14 protein-coding genes and 1 tRNA gene are annotated in these 16645 nt (G+C 49.2%); 8 read left to right on the forward strand and 7 right to left on the reverse strand.

Features of this window, described 5'->3' with window-relative positions:
• Window positions 1–251 precede the first annotated feature (251 nt).
• From ABNT34_RS00470 to ABNT34_RS00495, 6 genes are all read left to right on the forward strand, one after another.
• On the forward strand, window positions 252–620 hold the full coding sequence (locus ABNT34_RS00470; protein ID WP_348727779.1) for a hypothetical protein: 369 nt from the start codon (window positions 252–254) through the stop codon (window positions 618–620).
• 103 nt (window positions 621–723) lie between these two features.
• The gene (locus tag ABNT34_RS00475; protein ID WP_348727781.1) at window positions 724–1152 is read left to right on the forward strand and encodes a hypothetical protein; all 429 of its coding nucleotides are present in this window, start codon (window positions 724–726) and stop codon (window positions 1150–1152) included.
• 58 nt (window positions 1153–1210) lie between these two features.
• Window positions 1211–2086 (forward strand): DUF2726 domain-containing protein, encoded by an 876-nt coding sequence (locus ABNT34_RS00480; protein WP_348727783.1) that lies wholly within the window; start codon window positions 1211–1213, stop codon window positions 2084–2086.
• Between the two features lie 126 nt (window positions 2087–2212).
• Window positions 2213–3310 (forward strand): SEFIR domain-containing protein, encoded by a 1098-nt coding sequence (locus tag ABNT34_RS00485; protein WP_348727785.1) that lies wholly within the window; start codon window positions 2213–2215, stop codon window positions 3308–3310.
• A 72-nt stretch (window positions 3311–3382) separates the two neighbouring features.
• On the forward strand, window positions 3383–4162 hold the full coding sequence (locus tag ABNT34_RS00490; RefSeq protein WP_348727787.1) for a hypothetical protein: 780 nt from the start codon (window positions 3383–3385) through the stop codon (window positions 4160–4162).
• Window positions 4163–4247: 85 nt separating this feature from the next.
• The gene (locus ABNT34_RS00495; protein ID WP_348727789.1) at window positions 4248–5054 is read left to right on the forward strand and encodes a serine protease; all 807 of its coding nucleotides are present in this window, start codon (window positions 4248–4250) and stop codon (window positions 5052–5054) included.
• Window positions 5055–5355: 301 nt separating this feature from the next.
• Here the strand turns inward: ABNT34_RS00495 and ABNT34_RS00500 are convergent, their stop codons facing one another.
• The 5 genes from ABNT34_RS00500 to ABNT34_RS00520 form a co-directional block, all read right to left on the reverse strand.
• Complete coding sequence (locus ABNT34_RS00500) at window positions 5356–6372, reverse strand: TniB family NTP-binding protein (RefSeq protein WP_348727791.1); 1017 nt, start codon at window positions 6370–6372, stop codon at window positions 5356–5358.
• A 1-nt stretch (window position 6373) separates the two neighbouring features.
• Window positions 6374–8227, reverse strand: a complete 1854-nt coding sequence (locus tag ABNT34_RS00505; protein ID WP_348727793.1) for a Mu transposase C-terminal domain-containing protein — start codon at window positions 8225–8227, stop codon at window positions 6374–6376.
• The gene (locus tag ABNT34_RS00510; RefSeq protein ID WP_348727794.1) at window positions 8220–8852 is read right to left on the reverse strand and encodes a Tn7 transposase TnsA N-terminal domain-containing protein; all 633 of its coding nucleotides are present in this window, start codon (window positions 8850–8852) and stop codon (window positions 8220–8222) included. The genes ABNT34_RS00505 and ABNT34_RS00510 overlap by 8 nt, the downstream gene beginning before the upstream one ends.
• Before the next feature lie 137 nt (window positions 8853–8989).
• A tRNA-Arg gene (locus ABNT34_RS00515) sits at window positions 8990–9066 on the reverse strand.
• Window positions 9067–9213: 147 nt separating this feature from the next.
• Window positions 9214–11154: a methyl-accepting chemotaxis protein gene (locus ABNT34_RS00520; protein ID WP_348727796.1), complete on the reverse strand. Its 1941-nt coding sequence runs from the start codon at window positions 11152–11154 to the stop codon at window positions 9214–9216.
• Between the two features lie 171 nt (window positions 11155–11325).
• Here ABNT34_RS00520 and ABNT34_RS00525 point away from each other — a divergent pair, with 171 nt between their 5' ends.
• Together ABNT34_RS00525 and ABNT34_RS00530 are read left to right on the forward strand one after the other, a co-directional pair.
• Entirely contained in the window at window positions 11326–12198 is an 873-nt protein-coding gene (locus ABNT34_RS00525; protein ID WP_348727798.1) for a hypothetical protein, read from the forward strand.
• Window positions 12199–12216: 18 nt separating this feature from the next.
• Window positions 12217–12564 (forward strand): rhodanese-like domain-containing protein, encoded by a 348-nt coding sequence (locus ABNT34_RS00530; protein ID WP_348727800.1) that lies wholly within the window; start codon window positions 12217–12219, stop codon window positions 12562–12564.
• A gap of 32 nt (window positions 12565–12596) precedes the next feature.
• Here ABNT34_RS00530 and ABNT34_RS00535 read toward each other — a convergent pair whose 3' ends face one another.
• Both ABNT34_RS00535 and ABNT34_RS00540 read right to left on the reverse strand, forming a co-directional pair.
• Window positions 12597–15182: a glycoside hydrolase family 3 N-terminal domain-containing protein gene (locus ABNT34_RS00535; protein ID WP_348727802.1), complete on the reverse strand. Its 2586-nt coding sequence runs from the start codon at window positions 15180–15182 to the stop codon at window positions 12597–12599.
• On the reverse strand, window positions 15182–16630 hold the full coding sequence (locus ABNT34_RS00540) for a glycoside hydrolase family 30 beta sandwich domain-containing protein (RefSeq protein ID WP_348727851.1): 1449 nt from the start codon (window positions 16628–16630) through the stop codon (window positions 15182–15184). The genes ABNT34_RS00535 and ABNT34_RS00540 overlap by 1 nt, the downstream gene beginning before the upstream one ends.
• Window positions 16631–16645: the final 15 nt, after the last annotated feature.

Raw genomic sequence — 16645 nt, forward strand, 5'->3', positions numbered from 1 at the left:
TTTAGTTATTGGCCAGCTTGCAGTGACCAGTACGGTGAATGCAAATATGTTAAATATATGATGCAAAATCACTTGGCGAGTTTGCCCCTGCTTTGTGCTTACCGCCGCAAGGCGGCTTACAGCTAAAGCCTTGAGATTGATGTATTTTTACGTTAGCGTTCTCGGATGTTAAAAAACTAAAATGGGTTGCCCCTACTTATAAGCGTGGTTTTTCCTTTTGATGAAATTGTTAGGGCTTACGAGGTTGGCAGATGGATTTTTCTTGTTTAACGAAGATCGTTCGCACGGAACAAGATTTAGATTTGCGGCCTACTAACTCTGACTGGAAATTAGTCGATTCAATTATTTCTGTGTCGCATGGTTGGCTTACAGAAAATGAATTTAACCTTTGTTTTAGTCCGTATATCGGAGAAAAGGTTTTTGCTTTCGAGACGTTTGAACGGGTTAACAAAGCTTCAGGAATAAGTAATCGTCTAGAGCAGTCATTCGTTCTAAATTGGATGAATTTTAAAGAGTTTCAGGAAACAACGACCATTCTCTTTGTTTACGTTGTTCCTGTGGAATTAAATTGGGTGTTCTATGCAAATAGAGATAAATGGCAGTTTGCTGTACAGCCCTAACAAGCAAATCTTAATCGCCCATGCTTCGCATGGGCTGCGACGGCAAAACGCATGCGCGTTTTCCCGCGCTAAATTTGATAGTTAGCTTTACAGGGAGTTTAATTTGAATCTTCACAATGGCAGAATCGTAGTAACTCGATCTGACTTTAAAAAAAATTATACGAGCTTTTTAAGATGGATATTTTTCTTTGAAGCTTTGTACGTGCCAATTTTATTTCTAGGTTTCAATAACTTCACAAGTGAACCAGATGATATTTGGTTTCAAAGATGTGGCTCTCTATTGGTATTCCTAAGTATTTTCATTCAATTTCTATTTTTAAATTTTAACCGTATGGTGAACGAAACTTTAATCGATTTCGGTGACGGTGATTTGCGTTCTGAAAGGGATGACTTTTATCGCAGAAGAGCCGGTAAAGCTCAATGGCGTTCAGAACCAACTTTTGCTATTAAGCATGAGCTTTCTATTTTTTCCATGGGCGCTATTGGCACAGTCATTTGGGGGTATGGTGATCTTATTTACAACTGGTTGTAAAGCTAACAAACCACTCAAGGCTCTCTCTTCGCTCGCTGGGGCAGTAGGTACAAGAAGCATGAATCAACGCCTCCTAAATCGTTATGAAGAAATTACTTACGGGGCGTTGAAAGGTCCCTGTGAGCGCAATGGTGCGCGTGTTTTTCCAAAAGTCCGCCTTGCGGATGTCTTCGAAATAAATCAAAGCGGTATACCTAAAGAGCAATTCAGCTACGCATTGCGCTCTCACTTCGATTTCTTAGTTGCAGATGCGGACTTCCAGCCACTTTTTAGCGTTGAGTTTGATGGCCCGCTTCACAAGAGTAGTGCGGAGCAGCGAAGACGGGATACTTTGAAGAATACGTTGTGTGAGCGGTTCTCCCACGGTTTGCTCAGGGTCAATGCCAACTACTTGTCGAAGAAATATCGGGGCTTAGATCTTCTTACATACTTTGTTGAGGCATGGTTCCTAGCCGATGCCTTTGGACAAGCGCAGAAAAAAGGACTCGTCCCTTATGACGAAGATTTTGATATGGCCTTCATCCTGAGGGATGAAACCAGGCCAGGAACTAAGTGGCCTTATTGGATATCCCTCGATGTCCAGCTCGCGTTCCAAAAGCTCCACAAGCAGAAAGTAATCGGCCAAATGGTTCCGTCCTATTGGATCGGCGTGGATAATGAAGGCACCTACCGGTGTCTATCTTGGGTTGTATTTGACGCAAAAAGCGTTTTATCTATCACGATCGGAATGAGAGCTCAGAGGTTCTGGGCAGTAAACTTATGCGATCTAGTTGAAATGTTGTCTTTCTTCGAGCTGTATGAAAAGTTACAGGAAACACTAAAGACAGGAAGAGGTCCTCTGCAAGACAGAACTTACTTTCAAGAGGTAACGCTGCTGCAATTTAAAAGTAAGTACAAGGCTGCAGGATCGGGCAGTTGCAGTGCTACTGTGTGAAAGCACCTAACAAACAGTTTCTGAGCGACAAAAATATTAGCGTTATGTGATTGAATAAAATAAAGAATAACTCGTGAGTTTTTAGTAAGGTGATGCAATTCTCCTTTACCTTGTTGTGGTTATTATATGACTAATAAAGTATTTATCAGCTATGCGCATGAATCTGAACAACTATCAGACTCAGTGCTTGAATTCTCAAATTACCTCCGTAGCCAAGGTATTGATGCTGAGATCGACCAATATGAAGAAGCCCCAGTTGAAGGCTGGCCAAAATGGATGATGCGTCAAATACAAGAAGCTAATTATGTTTTGATCGTATGCACTCCACTTTTCTACGAGCGTGCTAATGACTTCTCAGGTAAATCTGAGGGCGGAGGCGTAAAGTGGGAAACTAATCTAATCCTTCAGCAGCTTTACAATTTGAACACTCAGAACGATAAATTCATCCCTATTGTTTTCAATAGAAGCTCGCTAGATTCTATCCCATTACCTCTGCAACCATATACTCACTATTGTATCTCAGAAGAAGCGCAAAAAATGAAGCTGAGGAATAGACTACTTGGGCTAAATCAATCTAGACGTCCTGCTTTAGGCGAAGTCCATACTGAGACAATTGAAGCGCCAGCGCTAGAATCGAAAGAACGCAAGAGTATGTTCATTAGTTCAGTCGTAGATATTGACTTATGGAACAAAGCTCAATGGAAAGCAATGTCTGTGGTTGCTGATATGGACTTTAGAAACCCACCCATTCTTGGTTTCGTTTATGATAACAATAAGGCTGGCGCAGAAATTTTCCGACGTTTGAAAAAGCAGATTGGTGCTTACGACAAATCTGGTGAGATACGACTTAGTGTTGTCGAGCAGATATCTGAGGCCGCTCCCCAAGATTACAAAGTACATTTTGGCTCTAATTGGAAAGTTGTTATCAAAAAGATGGAACAGTTAGGCATGGTTCCTGACGAGTCACTGATGGTGACGATTAGCCGTCATCACGAAATGAACCCAAGTGATGACAGAAGTATGTCTTTATTTAAGTACTTCTATGAGCGTTTTGGTACTTTCTTTATCACTAACGTAGAAATGGATAAGAGTGGTCAGCTAGCACCAAATATTGAGAACTTAATCCGATTGGACAACATAAATTTCCGTACGAAGAAAGAGATCATTGATGACAAAAATGACCCAGATTACGTAGTATTTAGCTCTGCTTCACAAGTCACGTAACAAAGCGTTTAAGACATATTCCCAAAGCATGGCATTTTTCATGTCATCGTTGGGTTTCGTGTATACGGTGGTATGGTTAAGTTCGTTGGTAGCATTGCTCACTACTTAACACGGCGTGAGCTTTTATGGATGAAGAATTTGGCAAATGAAAAAAATATTGGGGACAAGGTCTATGTACCTCGCTCCAAAATAGGTTTAGACCAAGATGGCTTTTCTTCTTTTTACTGTACAACGGTGGTTGATCGAGGGCCCAGTAAGATTAAAGTTGACCTTCCTAATGGAGCAACCTCTGATTGGATATCTGTGTCATTTGCAAGAAAGCACATTAAAGCGCTTGTGGTTGCGTTAGGCGATTATAAGAGTGAGCTGCTTTTGATCGACCCTCTTTACAAAACAACACTTCATCATTTGAGATTACTTCTTGCAGAAGATGAAGCCATAGGAATTAAAGTTCGTTCACTGGCTGAACTTACAAAATTCTGGAAAGAGGAACAGTCTGAAATAAGTCATGTTGTATTTATAGGGCACGGTCGAAGCGATGCTATCTACTTTGGTGTCGACGAGTGGATTACTGCAACTGAGTTAGGGAATTCTCTCAGGGTAAGAGGCGCTCCCAAAAAGCATTTTTTGTTTTTATGTTGTAAAACAGGGCAGCAGAAGTTTTCTAAACCATTTTCCAAAACCGCAATTTGCGAAGATATAGCTGCACCATTCCATTCTGTACACGGTGCGATAGCTTCACAGTTTGCTCAAACTTATTTTTTGTCGATGTATCTTGGCGGTAGAACTTCTAAAGTTGCTTTTAATCACGCAAAAGACGCGATAGTAGATAGCACTAGTTTTAGATTTTAGGATAATGGGAATCTTAAATAAGCAAACAAGGAGTATCACTTGCTCTTTACATCATCTGCCACTGCAACATCGATGGATATCCTATATGTATAAAGACCTTTACGAGCAGATAGGAAAAGCGTGTTGCTACATAACTGTCTTTTTGGATGATGAAAAAATTAGTGAAGGGACAGGATTCTCTCTAAATGATCAGGGACAAGTCGTTACAGCTGGGCATGTTGTAACTGGAAGATTTCCACTATTAACTAAAGATATAGAAGACCCTAATGTTAAAATTTTAGTTAAGTTTCCAGGCATTGAAGTACTTGAATACAGAAATGTTTTTTGTGGTTTTACTATTAAATGCCAAGGTTTTATTGATAGTCTCCAACTTGATATAGCTGTAATACATCCTAAGAAAAGCACTGACACTATATTTCCACACCTTGTTACTTCATCAGAGTATCCAGATCTTGGAGAAGAAGTTTTTCTTGCTGGATATCCCGAGGAGTTAACAATGTCATTTGGTCTCGATAAATTAATGAGTAATAGTTGTGAAGGGGTGAAAGAATTTAAGGCAGCAATGAATCAAGGCTATCTTGCTGACATGATGGGACCTTTAATAAAACGCTCTGTAGTTGGGAATATTAGAAAGCTGGTATCAACTAATTCGGCTTTGGATCTTTCAGTCGAGACAGCCAGCTTTTACGCAGACAATGGAATGCATCCGGGCGCAAGTGGTGGGCCAGTCGTTAACAGGAAGGGGGAAGTTGTTGGCGTAATAACTCAACGGTCTGTGACAAGCGCTTCACAATCCACAGATACTGCCCTTAAAGTCCCTGCGGGATCAACAATATGTCTGTCTCTTGGTTGTCTGGCTATTGCTAATCAAATGCTAAACAGTGGCAGCTAACAAAAAACTTTCTCGCCCGCAAACAGTGCTGGCTGCGACGTCAACCACGCTTCGTGGCTTTCTGCGCTAAATTTGGGCGTTTCATGCCCCGTTCTCGAAAAAACGAATGTCAGCAAATAGCCAGTGACGGACAACCGCAATTCGCTCATAGCTGACTGTCAAGTCAGGTTAAAACCTCTCGACTAAACTGCAAGAGCAGATATGAGCTAATACAGCTAAAAACTGGTCTTTAAGCGGCTCTGTTACTGACATTCTTCCGTTGAGGACGTCCTCTCTCTAGGATCGATAAGTAAACCTCTTTTCAAAACACATCAGAAAAAGAAAGTTTCTTTGGCTTGTCTTTAAACCGACCATCTATTTCTCCCTCGCGTTTATAGTCGTCCCAGCCAACATATTCCCCAGGTTCTAAGATTGTTAACTGTTCCTTTTTCAGCAAAAATGGGTTGTTGTTTTTTGTAAGCTCTGAGTTACGTTTGAATGCCGCCTCAGTAAGCCTTTGATTGCTTACATAAAGCTCACCATTTTCGAGTGCTGCACGATAAGCCTCACCAAGCAAATTTTTTAACTTTTTAAAGTTTCCATTCGAGTAGGCATACAACCGAGCGCATAAATTTTCAGAGGCAAGGTTAGAGGGTTCAGGTAAATCCATCAGCTCCTCAAGCTTTGTTAAAAATGCTAAGTACTCCTCCTTGTCTTTGGCAATACTGATACGAAATGGTCCCAGCTTTCTACGACGTTCAAAGCGGCTGGATAACTGACTCACGCTATCCAGAATTACGGAACTATAGGGCATACCAAAAATAGCCATTGGAATTTTTATATCGACTATTAGGCTTTTAATAGAGTTTGCGGTTTCCTTTAGTATTGTCAGACTTTTTCTCTCAATCAGATGCTGGAACTCATCGACAATTATGAGTTCTAGCCGGCAGTTATACGCAAGTTCTTTGATCTGTTTACGTAGTTGCACCTCATTACTTGATTCAAACGGAAACGGATGGCCTAAATCAGCAAGAATTTGCTGAAAGAGAGCGACGGAGTTGGCCTTACCAGGCAATGTAGTGGACAGCACAGGAATAAAAGTGCCTTTATATAATTCCTGCCTTGCATGTAACTCAAGGTACTTATTGAGCAGCGAAGTTTTACCTGATCCGGTATCACCGGTAACAATCATACATTCAGGGTCACCGCCAAGTTTCGACAGTTTACGACATTCATCTAGTTCGTTCAGGACAGACTTAAGAAATGGGCTTGCAATATAGGTTGAGCGAAACTTGGCTAATTTAGCGTTAATTTCTTCTTCGTTGAGCTTGACGTCCATGTTAAATAAACTCCCAGCCAGTGGTATCTATAGGTTTGTGTGGGCTGTTCTTCGATTTATCTACTTCACTTGAGTCAGAGGTTAGGGTCTCCGGTTCGTCTTGCCTCTCTGAAGCCAAAGCTTTTGCTAGCTTTGAATCTTCAACATACCTTGCTGCTTTAGAAGTTCGACCTGTACGTCTTGATGACCGTGCTTTTGCCGAGAATGCCTCGTCAATCAACTGATGAATGCGGCTATTGGCTTCTAAAATATCTTCATCATTATAACTATCCCCAACCTCTTGCCTGGCAGCTATGCAGTTGACCTTGTGCTGATGAAGCGTCACGGCTGAAGCGTACTTAAATTTAACGGCTGGGACTTTCAAAAAACTTTTGGTCAATTGATTGGAAACATACATGTACCCAATATTCTCCGGGTCTACTTTAAAAACAACCTGATGATCCCCGACTCGTGCCCGAAGCTCAGCCAATGCATGACTGGAGTACCGAAGGTGCTTGAATGTCACCCCATCCCTCCGCAACTGGCCACTAAAAGTCCGGCAGAACGTCAGATTCAAATCTCCAACATCGTAATCAGATTGAACAGGAGCAAACTGTCCTAACGCTTTCTTCCAAGTAAGATTAGGAATGCGGTCACCTTTAGCATTTGGGCGCGCTTGATGAACATCACAAATCCAGATATGAATAATGTGCAGTAATCTATCCAGATCAAGAACAGCATTTTTTGCCGGATCATAATCCGCAGAGCCTTTTAGTGATGCCAAAGTATGTCCGGGCTGTGCTCGCAGTAATTCAGAATTCAGTTTCCCGAAGTGTCGTTCGATAATTGGTTTCAGATAAGGCGTTGCTGTTGGATTCTTGCCGGAATTAATCAGCAGCTTTCCTAACACCAATTTAAAATCCTTATCGTCGAACTCTTTTCCGTTGTCCGAAACAATAAGTTCAGGCTTACCGAAGCAGATCCAAGGATTTTTAACATCTGGATATCTGATTAATATGTAATCTTTGGGTAAAAGGGCATGCTTCAAAGCTCTTGCCACAGACACAAAACTTGGCGGTGTGAATCCAACATAAAACCCCAGACCAGAAGACGAATGCACATCACATAGCGTTGTCAGCCAAGGCCGACCAAGTGGGATTAAACTGTCTTTTTCGACCACAAAAAAATCGAGCTTGGTGTGGTCAATTTCTACTCGTTCCAGAAGACGGTTAGTTTTTACCATTTCACCAATGTGTTTGAACTCTTTGTTGGCCTTAAATTTACCTTTCTGCTTTACCGCCATCTCGTATGGCGAAATTTTCTTAAACCGTGACCTGAATGTCTGAAGTGAGGGAGTGCTGAGTTTTAAACCTGACCTTTGGTTAAACTGAAATACCAAATGTTGGAGATAACTGTAGGCACTGGAAACAGCACCCGCTTCAACGTCTTTAATCCTGTCTAGGGCTTGTTGGATGAGGTCTTCCATCTCTGGATTTAATCTTTTAGTTTTATTGCCTCGCTCACTACTGTTGGGAGCTAACGCCTTGATTGATCTTCCGGACTCTTGATAAATCTTAGCCCAGCGCCTGATCGTGGAGATTGAAGGCGTTTGTGCGGCAAACTCAGACTCTAGTTCGACGTAAATGCGCTTAATGCGCTGCTCTGAAAAAACACCATTGCATAGCTCAGTGACTTTGCTGAGCACTCTCCACCGAAACACAGCTTGTGCGCGCTCTCGTTCTGGCAAAGCGTCTAGATGTTCATAGGCATCCGTTTCATCCAGGCACTGTCTGACTTCCTCAAGAAACGCTTCTTTGGCAATATCATGGGTCACGTCTGCCGGTACCGGGAAAAGCTGCTCGAATACTTTAACCATGATTGACCCCCGCAAAGACACTATCAGATGCCAGTTCAGCATAAAGTGGAAACGATACCAACTTCTTAGCCGCAAGATTCAACAGTAAGGTTTTAGTGATGTTTTCGGATACATGAATGTCAAAGGCGATATCACTTAGAGACTGCGGGCCTTTAGCAAGAAACAAGAGAATCTGTTGTTGCTGTTCAGTGACATCTTCACGTGTCATATACCGATGAATCAGCTTCAGGTTTTCTGCCATCTGGCCACGCATCAGTTGCCTGTCAGTTACCAGCTCTAAGCTAAGATCTCTTTCGCCAAATGCCTTTTGTAGCAACTGCCACTTTTGCCTAAACTTATCGGTGAGAGTGATGCTGTGGGGTTTTATTTCGAAATATACTTCCTGTTGGTCGTGTAGCCGAACTAAAAAGTCAGGAGTGTAGATAAGTGGCCGGTTGCCGTTTTCTTGCGGAAAGGCAAAACGCTGAGGTTGGGCTTCGAAATCGATGACCTGAGTGGAAAACTCAAAGTAATGGCAAGCGATGAATTCGTTATAACCTTCGACGGTGATTGGGTCGGGCTTGTGGCAGGAGACAAACCTGAAGATATTGGTTACTGCAGACTTAGTGATTTTTCTTTTCTGCACGTCCGGTCACTTTCGTAACAAAGTTACATAAGCGTGGCAGAAAATGACAAAAGTTCAAGTTATGCTTAAGAAAGTTCACTTTATGCTTAAAACGACAAAAAAAACCACTTGAGTTGCCTCTAAGTGGTTGATTTATATGGCGCACCCGTCAGGATTCGAACCTGAGACCTCTGCCTCCGGAGGGCAGCGCTCTATCCAGCTGAGCTACGGGTGCGCGACGGTGGGCATTGTATTGTGCCTGTTGGCGCTTGTCCAGCCGCAAAATCGTTGGTTTTTCGGCTTTATTAAAATTTATCAATCGATTAGCCAAAATTTGAACAACTGCCGAAATACCCCTCCGACAAGCGCCAACTGCACCGCTTCACGCCGCGAGGCGGAAGCGGTTGATCATCGCCTGTAACTGCTCGGCCAGCTTTGCCAGTTCGGCGGCGGTGACGGCGGTCTCTTCGGCGCCGGAACTGGTGTGCTGCGAGATGTCGCTGATGCGGGTGATGTTTTCGTTAATCTGCTCGGCGACTGTGCTTTGCTCTTCCGCCGCCGAGGCGATTTGCACTGTTTTGTCGTTGATTAGTGCCACGCCGTGCACGACGTCCGCCAGCAGTTCGCCGGTGGTCTGGATCACCGCTGCGCCGCGGTCAGCCTGCTGCAGGCTTTGTTGCATCGCCTGATTGGCCGCTGCCGCGCCTTGCTGCAGGGTTTCAATCATTTTCTGGATATCAAAGGTTGATTGTTGCGTACGTTTGGCCAGGTGGCGCACTTCGTCGGCGACCACGGCAAAACCGCGGCCTTGTTCGCCGGCGCGGGCGGCTTCGATGGCAGCGTTCAGCGCCAGCAGGTTGGTTTGATCAGCAATACCGCGGATCACATCCAGCACCTGATTGATGGTCTGGCTGTGTTCATTCAGCGCCACAATCTCCTGGCTGGTATGCTGCACCTGCCCGCGCAGTTGTTGAATAAGCGCAATGGTCTGGCTCAGCTGTTGCTGGCCCTGACCGGCCTTTTGCTGCACGTCATGTGCCTGTTCCGCGGCGGCAGCAGTGCTGAGCGCCACATCATGTACAGTCGCGCTCATTTCATGCATCGCAGTAGCCGCCATTTCGGTGTCCTGCTGTTGCTGCGCCACGCCGGCGCTGGTTTCGCGTGTCACGGCTGAAGCTTGTTCCGCAGCGGTGGCCACCTGCTGGGTAGCGAAATAAATCTCCCGCATCACCTGCTGCAGCTCTTCGGCAAGCTGGTTCATGCCGGCCGCGATTTGGCCAAATTCGTCCTGGCCCTGATACTGGCTACGCGCGGTCAGGTCACGGCCGGTTAGTTGTTGCATTAACGTGCGGATTTGCCGCATCGCCTGTTGAATATTGCGGTGAATGGCAAGGCTGAAACCAGCGACCACCAACACAGCCAGTAACAGCAACACGGCGGCCTGCAACAGACTGGCCCGGGCGGCTGCCTGCTGCGTGGCGGCGGCGTCGCCGATTTGTTGCATTAATCCCTGTTGATGGCTAATCAACAGCGCCATGCGTTTGCTGGCGACGCTGAACCAGTTGGCAGCGTCCTGGCCAAACTTTTGCCCGCTGGCGCTTCGCAGCACCAGCGGCTGCAACGCCTGATACTCAGCACTGTCGGCTTGTGCTAATAAGGCTTTGGCGTCGGCACTGTGTTGCGCCAGACGGCTGCTGAACACCACAAAGGCGCCCTGGTTTTGGGCGATGCGGCTGATGAGCGCCGGCTCCGCCTGGTCCTGACTAAAGACCAGACTCACCATAGCCCGTTCACGACCGGCCCGTTCAATCAGTTCAATCCAGTCATTTAAAGTTGCCAACTGACGCGCCAGCGTCAGGTCGGTCAGAGTTTGCACGGCCTGGTCATTTCGCTGCAGTAACTGTGTGATAAACCGCGTGTAGCCGGCAGCGGCGGTGGTGGCGTCCAGGCTGAAACTATCGATTTGACGACGCAAGCCGGGCAAGGCCTCGATGAGTTCGCTGAGCGCCGCACGCTGCGCCCCGGTCAGCGCGGCCAGCCGCTCGTCACTGCCAGTACGGGCTTTTGTCACTTCAGCGCTAAAACGTGCGCCTTTACTGCTGATGAAAATACCGCTGCTGCCACGCTCGACCTGCAACGCGTTGACCAGCTGCCCCAGCAACAGATGATCACTGATCGCGGCACGCACCTGAGCCGCATTCTGATATTGCTGCCATTGTTGCAGCAAACTCTGACTGGCGAACCACAATAACAACACGGAAGGGAAAAACAGCAATAACAACAGTTTGCGATGCATCGGCAGGTTTTGCAGCAGGTTTTTCATCAGCTCTCCTTACTGAGTGGCGGGGCCCGGCTTTTCTTCGCCAGTATATGTGTTGCCGATCTAACTACAGCTGAGATTTATTCACCTGTAAAGTGAGTACCACGAATCATTCGCAAACACTGTCACTTTAGTTATAGTGAATCAGGTCCAATCACTTCGGGCACCGAACTGATGCGCAGCAAAACCTTTTGGTGCAGCTTTATATTGTTGTGCGGTCTGAGTCTGCCAGCCGCAGCACAGGCCAGCTCCGCACCGGAACTACTCTGGCTGACCGAGCACGCGCCGAATCTGGCGCTGCAGGTGCTGGATATCAATGAAACTACCTTCCGGCTGCTGGAACCGCAGTTACAGGGGATTAAAATCAGCCGGCAGCAAGCGACGACCGCGCAGGCAGCGAAGTTGCTGCAACACAGGCCCAATGTCTGTGTCGGGAATAAATTGCCGCTGCCGGAGCGGCGCAGTTGGGGCATTATCAGTCTGCAACCACAGGTGATCTTTCCGGGGCTGCGGCTTTATGTGCTGCAGTCATCCGGGCTCAGGTCCTGGCTGGCGCAGCAAGCCAGTAACAAACCACTCAGTCTGCAGCGGCTGCTATCGGCGCATCAGCGATTTAAGCTGGGTTTCAACACCGACCGCAGCTATGGCGACCAACTCGACCCTTTACTGAAACAAGCCGCCCATCAGCGCAATTTATTTTCCCGCAGCGGACCGGATAATGCCGGCGGTTTGTTGCAGATGTTCAGCCTGGGCCGGATTGACCTGCTGATTGAATACCCCAATGTGGTCGAACACTATCTGGCGCAGTTGCCAAAGCCGCCCGCCGTACAAAGTTTTGCGTTGCAGGAATCGCCCGCCCTGTTACCAGGCCACATCATCTGCTCGGACACACCACAAGGCCGGCTACTACTGACCAGCCTCGACCAGGCCATCAGCAATGTCAGCCAGCAGCGGGCTTATCTGGATGCGCATTTACAATGGTTTGCGCCGGACCTTCACGCTGAGCTGACGGCCTTGTACAATCAGACGTATGGTACAAATTTCTAATATAACCGGAGCCTGAAAATGAAACAGTTCAATATGTGGTGCAAAGCAGCGCTGCTTGGTCTGGCGGTGTGTGCCGCGCCACTGGCTTTAGCCGCAGAGAAAATCTGGATCGATGTACGCAGCGCGGAAGAATTTCAGGCCGGCCATTTAAAAGATGCGCTGAATATTCCACACACCGAGATTGCGGCGAAAATTAGCGCTGTGACGCAGGACAAAAATGCTGAGATCCAGCTGTATTGCCGCTCCGGCCGTCGTTCTGGCCTCGCCGAAGCTGAGCTGAAAAAGCTGGGTTTTACCAATGTACATAACGCCGGCGGTTATGAGGCGTTAAAAGCAGCGGCAGAAAAAAGCGGCCAGCCAGAATAATCCGGCCGGCCGCGTCAGTTGTGCAATATCAGCTAGTCACCAGCACAGCTGATATCTGCAGCTGCCGTCGCCGGTGTGACGCGGATATTGGCCAGACTCAGCGCAACCCGGCCTTCACTTTGCAGCACAAACGGCTGGTACAAGTGATTAAGCGCAGCGCCTGCTTTGGCGAAACAAGATAAATCCACAGTGATTTTTTGCCATTGCCCGGCGGCTTTAGCTGCCAGTAGCGGGCTCAAATCCAACTGCCCGCCACAACCACTGCCACAGGACATCGCCAGCGTCACGGCCTGCGCCGGTGCCTGTTGCCATTTCAGGTCAAACACCAGCTGGCCATAACGGCTTAAATCCAATGGGTCGCTGCTATGGAGCTGCAACATAGCCCCGCCTTGTTGCCAGTGAAGCGCCAAAGCGTCTTCTTGTTTTTGCCAGTTGACGGCGCTCAGCAGCAGGCTGCCGTCAGTCGTTGCCGCTTTATTGGCTGTCACTTCTGTGGCCACAGCATCAGCGCCTAGCAGTTGTAAATGCAGACCCGCAGCCGGGCGGCGTTCAAACAGTGCAAGTTGGCTGCTGGCTTTGACACTCGCCATGCTGGTTTCATCGAGCTGCGGCAAGTCTTGCTGGGCTAGAAGTCCCGGCGCGGCGCCCGCAGCCTCTGGCTGATAGCGCAAACCATAACCAAGACTAAACAGCACCTTATCTGCACTGGCTGCATCGCCGGCATTCAGCGGCAAACTGTCCGGCGTTTTAGGCCAGCTAAACGGCAGTTTGCCGCGAAAATCAGCTTGCACAGTGCCGTCCGGCTTGCGAAATAACAGCTCAGCCACGGCGTCTCCAGCGGTGCCCGGCAACCAGGCCGCGACAAAAGCATCAGAGGCATTCAGCTCCGGATTGACCCACAAAGGCCTGCCGGATAAAAACACCGTCACCACTTTGATGCCGTCCGCTTTTAAGCGTTTGAGCAGCGCTTCGTCCTGATTCTGGCCGGCCTGATAATCCAGGCTCGCCACGTCACCATCAAATTCGGCATAGGGGTTTTCGCCAATCACCACAATAGCCACATCGGGTTTCTGCTGATAATGGCCATCGGCGCTCAGCTCGGTCTGGCCACCAGCAGCTTTAACCTGAGCAGCAATACCACTGTAGATAGTGCGGCCTTGCGGGAAATCGGCATTGCTGGTGCCGGTGCCCTGCCAGGACACTGTCCAGCCGCCACTTTGTTTCGGGATTGAATCCGCACCGTCACCAGTCACTAAGACCCGCAACTTCGGCGGCAGCGGTAATAACCCGGCATTGTTTTTCAGCAGCACCAGCGACTGGCGCACCGCATCACGCGCTAACGCCTGATGTGCCGGATGACCAATCAGCTGTTGGTCGCCCGCGCCGGCGATTTGCGCCGGGCTGTGCTCAAACACCCCACTGCGCAGTTTCACGCGCAGAATGCGCCGCACTGCATCATCGAGCCGCGCCTTGCTTATCTCACCAGCTTCAGCTTGCGCCAGCGTATTCTGGTACATTGCTTTCCAGTCTTCCGGCACCATGATGATATCGATGCCGGCATTAATGGCGGCGGCGCAGCGCTGATTGCTGCAGCCCGGCAGCTGGCCATGACCGTTCCAGTCACCGACCACAATGCCGTCAAAACCGAGCTGTTGTTTCAGCACATCGGTCAGCAGATAACGGTTGCCATGCATTTTGCTGCCGTGAATGCTGTTAAAGGACGCCATCACCGTCTGCACACCGGCGTCTAAAGTGCTGAGATACCCCTGCGCGTGCAGCCGCACCAGTTCGGCTTCGTCCAGCGTGGTATTACCCTGATCGCGACCGCCGGCAGTACCGCCATCACCGAGATAATGTTTGGCAGTGGCGAGGCGTGCCGGGCCCTGCAGCCAGTTGGTGCTTTGCACATCGCCCTGAATACCACGCACCAGCGCCGCGCCTAACAAGCGGACCAGCGCCGGATCTTCACTGTAACTTTCATAACTGCGGCCCCAGCGGTCGTCGCGGGCCACCGCCACAGTCGGCGCAAAGATCCATTGAATACCGGTGGCGGCCACTTCTGCCGCAGTGGCGCGGCCTATGGCTTCAACCAACTCAGCGTTGCCGCTGGCACCCAGGCCAATATTGTGCGGAAACACCGTCGCGCCGCGCACGTTGTTGTGGCCGTGCACGGCATCCGTGCCCCACAGCGGCGGAATGGCGGCACCATCAAGGCTGGCATCGAGGCCAGCCTGATACATCTGCTCAGCAAGCGCTAACCACTGCGCCGCCGTGGCTGCTTTATTATCTCCGGGAAAGGCACCGCCGCCGTTTAAATAAGAGCCAAAACCATATTGGCGCATGTCGTCCACGCTCATCCAGCGGATGTCCGGCTGGATGATTTGCGCCACTTTTTGCGCCGGCGTCAGGGTTTTTAATATAGACCCGATGCGCGCTTCCAACTGCGGGTCGGCCTTGCGCGCCGGGCTGAGCTTGGGCCAGGCCGGATGCACCGCCTGCTGCGGTGTTTGTGGCGATTGAGCGGCAGGTGCCACAGGTTGCGGCGCACAGGCACTGAGCAACACAGTAGCGCCCAGCAGCGGCAGCGCCGAAAGAGTATTCAAACGAAATTTCAGCATTATTTTGCTCCTGCAGCAGCGGGAAGGATCAGGCTCAGCACGCTGTGCGGCGGTAATTGTAATGACCAGTCATAGGCGCGTTGGTCCAGCGCCAGCCGGACTGTCTGCGCGCTGTCGGCCTGGTTTTGTAACAGCACTGCCACCCGGCCATCCGGCCGCTGATAAGCCAGCTGTAACAGCTGCGGCAGCGGGTCTTTCGAGCCGATGCGCACTGAGCCCGGTGGCGCGATTTTGCCGGCGTGGGCAATGACGTAATAAGCCACATTGCGCTGAATGTTGGCCTCAGCAGCGTTTTTAGCTGCAGTAATAGTCAGGGCGCCGAGGCATTCGGTACAACCGCCCGGCGTATAAGGTTTGTAGTCGGCATCGGCTGCCAGATTCCACTCCAGCACAGTGCGGGCGTGTTGCTCGACAGCGCCAATCAGCAAGTGTTCGGTGTGCCACATCAGGGTGCCGCCGAAATCGGAATTAGCGCCAACCCACTGTTCTGTAAAATAAATATCCTTATCCGGATAAGCCGCTTTTAGCCGCGAAAGCTCAGTGATGCTGCCGTTGTACAAATGAAAAGCCGAGCCTTTGATATAACGCCGGGCGACCGGGTCACTCAGCACCGCCAGCGGATATTCAACATGGTCCGGGTTGTGGTCATAAATCAGAATGTCAGTCGCAAGGCCAGCTTTCGCAAACGCCGGACCTAAATGCTTGCCGACAAAAGTGGCCTGATCCCAGGCATGCATCAGCAGGCTTGGATTATTGCCCGGATGCAGCGGTTCGTTTTGCACTGTCACTGCGCCGATGCGAATGCCATGCGCCGCCATGCCTTGCAGATAACGGACAAAATATTGCGCATAAGCCGGGTAATATTGCTCCAGCAATTCACCACCGACTGTGTTTTGATTACTTTTCATCCAGGCCGGCGGCGACCAGGGGCTGGCGAGCAACTGCAAATCCGGCCTGATGGCCAGAATTTGTTTCAGTAGCGGGATCAGCAGTTGCTCATCCGGGGCCAACGAAAACTTTTTCAGCGTCGGGTCGGTTTCTCCTGGCGCTAAGTCGTTGTAACTAAAAGGCAACGGGTCTAAATCTGAAGCGCCAAGGCTTAAGCGCAGATAAGACACACCAATGCCTTGCGGGCCAAATAATTCCTGCAATAACGCCGCGCGCTGGGCGGCGGGCAAGGCCATCAGATGCATGGCGCTGCCGCCGGTCAGGGTGTAACCAAAGCCCTGCATCGTTTGAAAACGCTCGTGGCTGTTGATACTGACCACAGCCGCAGCCGGCGCTGCCGGGCGTAAAAACTGCTGTGGATCTGTAGCGAGTAGCAGCTGCTGATCGGCCCGGCTGAGCCAGCCATGTAATTGGCCAGATAGCTGCGGCGTCTGCGCGACAGCGGCCGGCGCAGCCAGGCCAAGCGTAGCGGTCAGCACTGCAAGGCGTGAAAACTTCATTCTCAAATCAAACTC

The organism is Rheinheimera texasensis (assembly GCF_964031785.1).
Classification (GTDB): domain Bacteria; phylum Pseudomonadota; class Gammaproteobacteria; order Enterobacterales; family Alteromonadaceae; genus Pararheinheimera; species Pararheinheimera texasensis_A.

What these genes read in the sequence shown, in the direction of transcription:
- ABNT34_RS00540 (WP_348727851.1), bottom strand. Translation starts at nt 16,630, where the DNA reads ATGAAGTTTTCACGCCTTGCAGTGCTGACCGCTACGCTTGGCCTGGCT.
- ABNT34_RS00530 (WP_348727800.1), top strand. Translation starts at nt 12,217, where the DNA reads ATGAAACAGTTCAATATGTGGTGCAAAGCAGCGCTGCTTGGTCTGGCG.
- ABNT34_RS00480 (WP_348727783.1), top strand. Translation starts at nt 1,211, where the DNA reads ATGAATCAACGCCTCCTAAATCGTTATGAAGAAATTACTTACGGGGCG.
- ABNT34_RS00500 (WP_348727791.1), bottom strand. Translation starts at nt 6,372, where the DNA reads ATGGACGTCAAGCTCAACGAAGAAGAAATTAACGCTAAATTAGCCAAG.
- ABNT34_RS00490 (WP_348727787.1), top strand. Translation starts at nt 3,383, where the DNA reads ATGGTTAAGTTCGTTGGTAGCATTGCTCACTACTTAACACGGCGTGAG.
- ABNT34_RS00470 (WP_348727779.1), top strand. Translation starts at nt 252, where the DNA reads ATGGATTTTTCTTGTTTAACGAAGATCGTTCGCACGGAACAAGATTTA.
- ABNT34_RS00485 (WP_348727785.1), top strand. Translation starts at nt 2,213, where the DNA reads ATGACTAATAAAGTATTTATCAGCTATGCGCATGAATCTGAACAACTA.
- ABNT34_RS00535 (WP_348727802.1), bottom strand. Translation starts at nt 15,182, where the DNA reads ATGCTGAAATTTCGTTTGAATACTCTTTCGGCGCTGCCGCTGCTGGGC.
- ABNT34_RS00520 (WP_348727796.1), bottom strand. Translation starts at nt 11,154, where the DNA reads ATGAAAAACCTGCTGCAAAACCTGCCGATGCATCGCAAACTGTTGTTA.
- ABNT34_RS00525 (WP_348727798.1), top strand. Translation starts at nt 11,326, where the DNA reads ATGCGCAGCAAAACCTTTTGGTGCAGCTTTATATTGTTGTGCGGTCTG.
- ABNT34_RS00505 (WP_348727793.1), bottom strand. Translation starts at nt 8,227, where the DNA reads ATGGTTAAAGTATTCGAGCAGCTTTTCCCGGTACCGGCAGACGTGACC.
- ABNT34_RS00495 (WP_348727789.1), top strand. Translation starts at nt 4,248, where the DNA reads ATGTATAAAGACCTTTACGAGCAGATAGGAAAAGCGTGTTGCTACATA.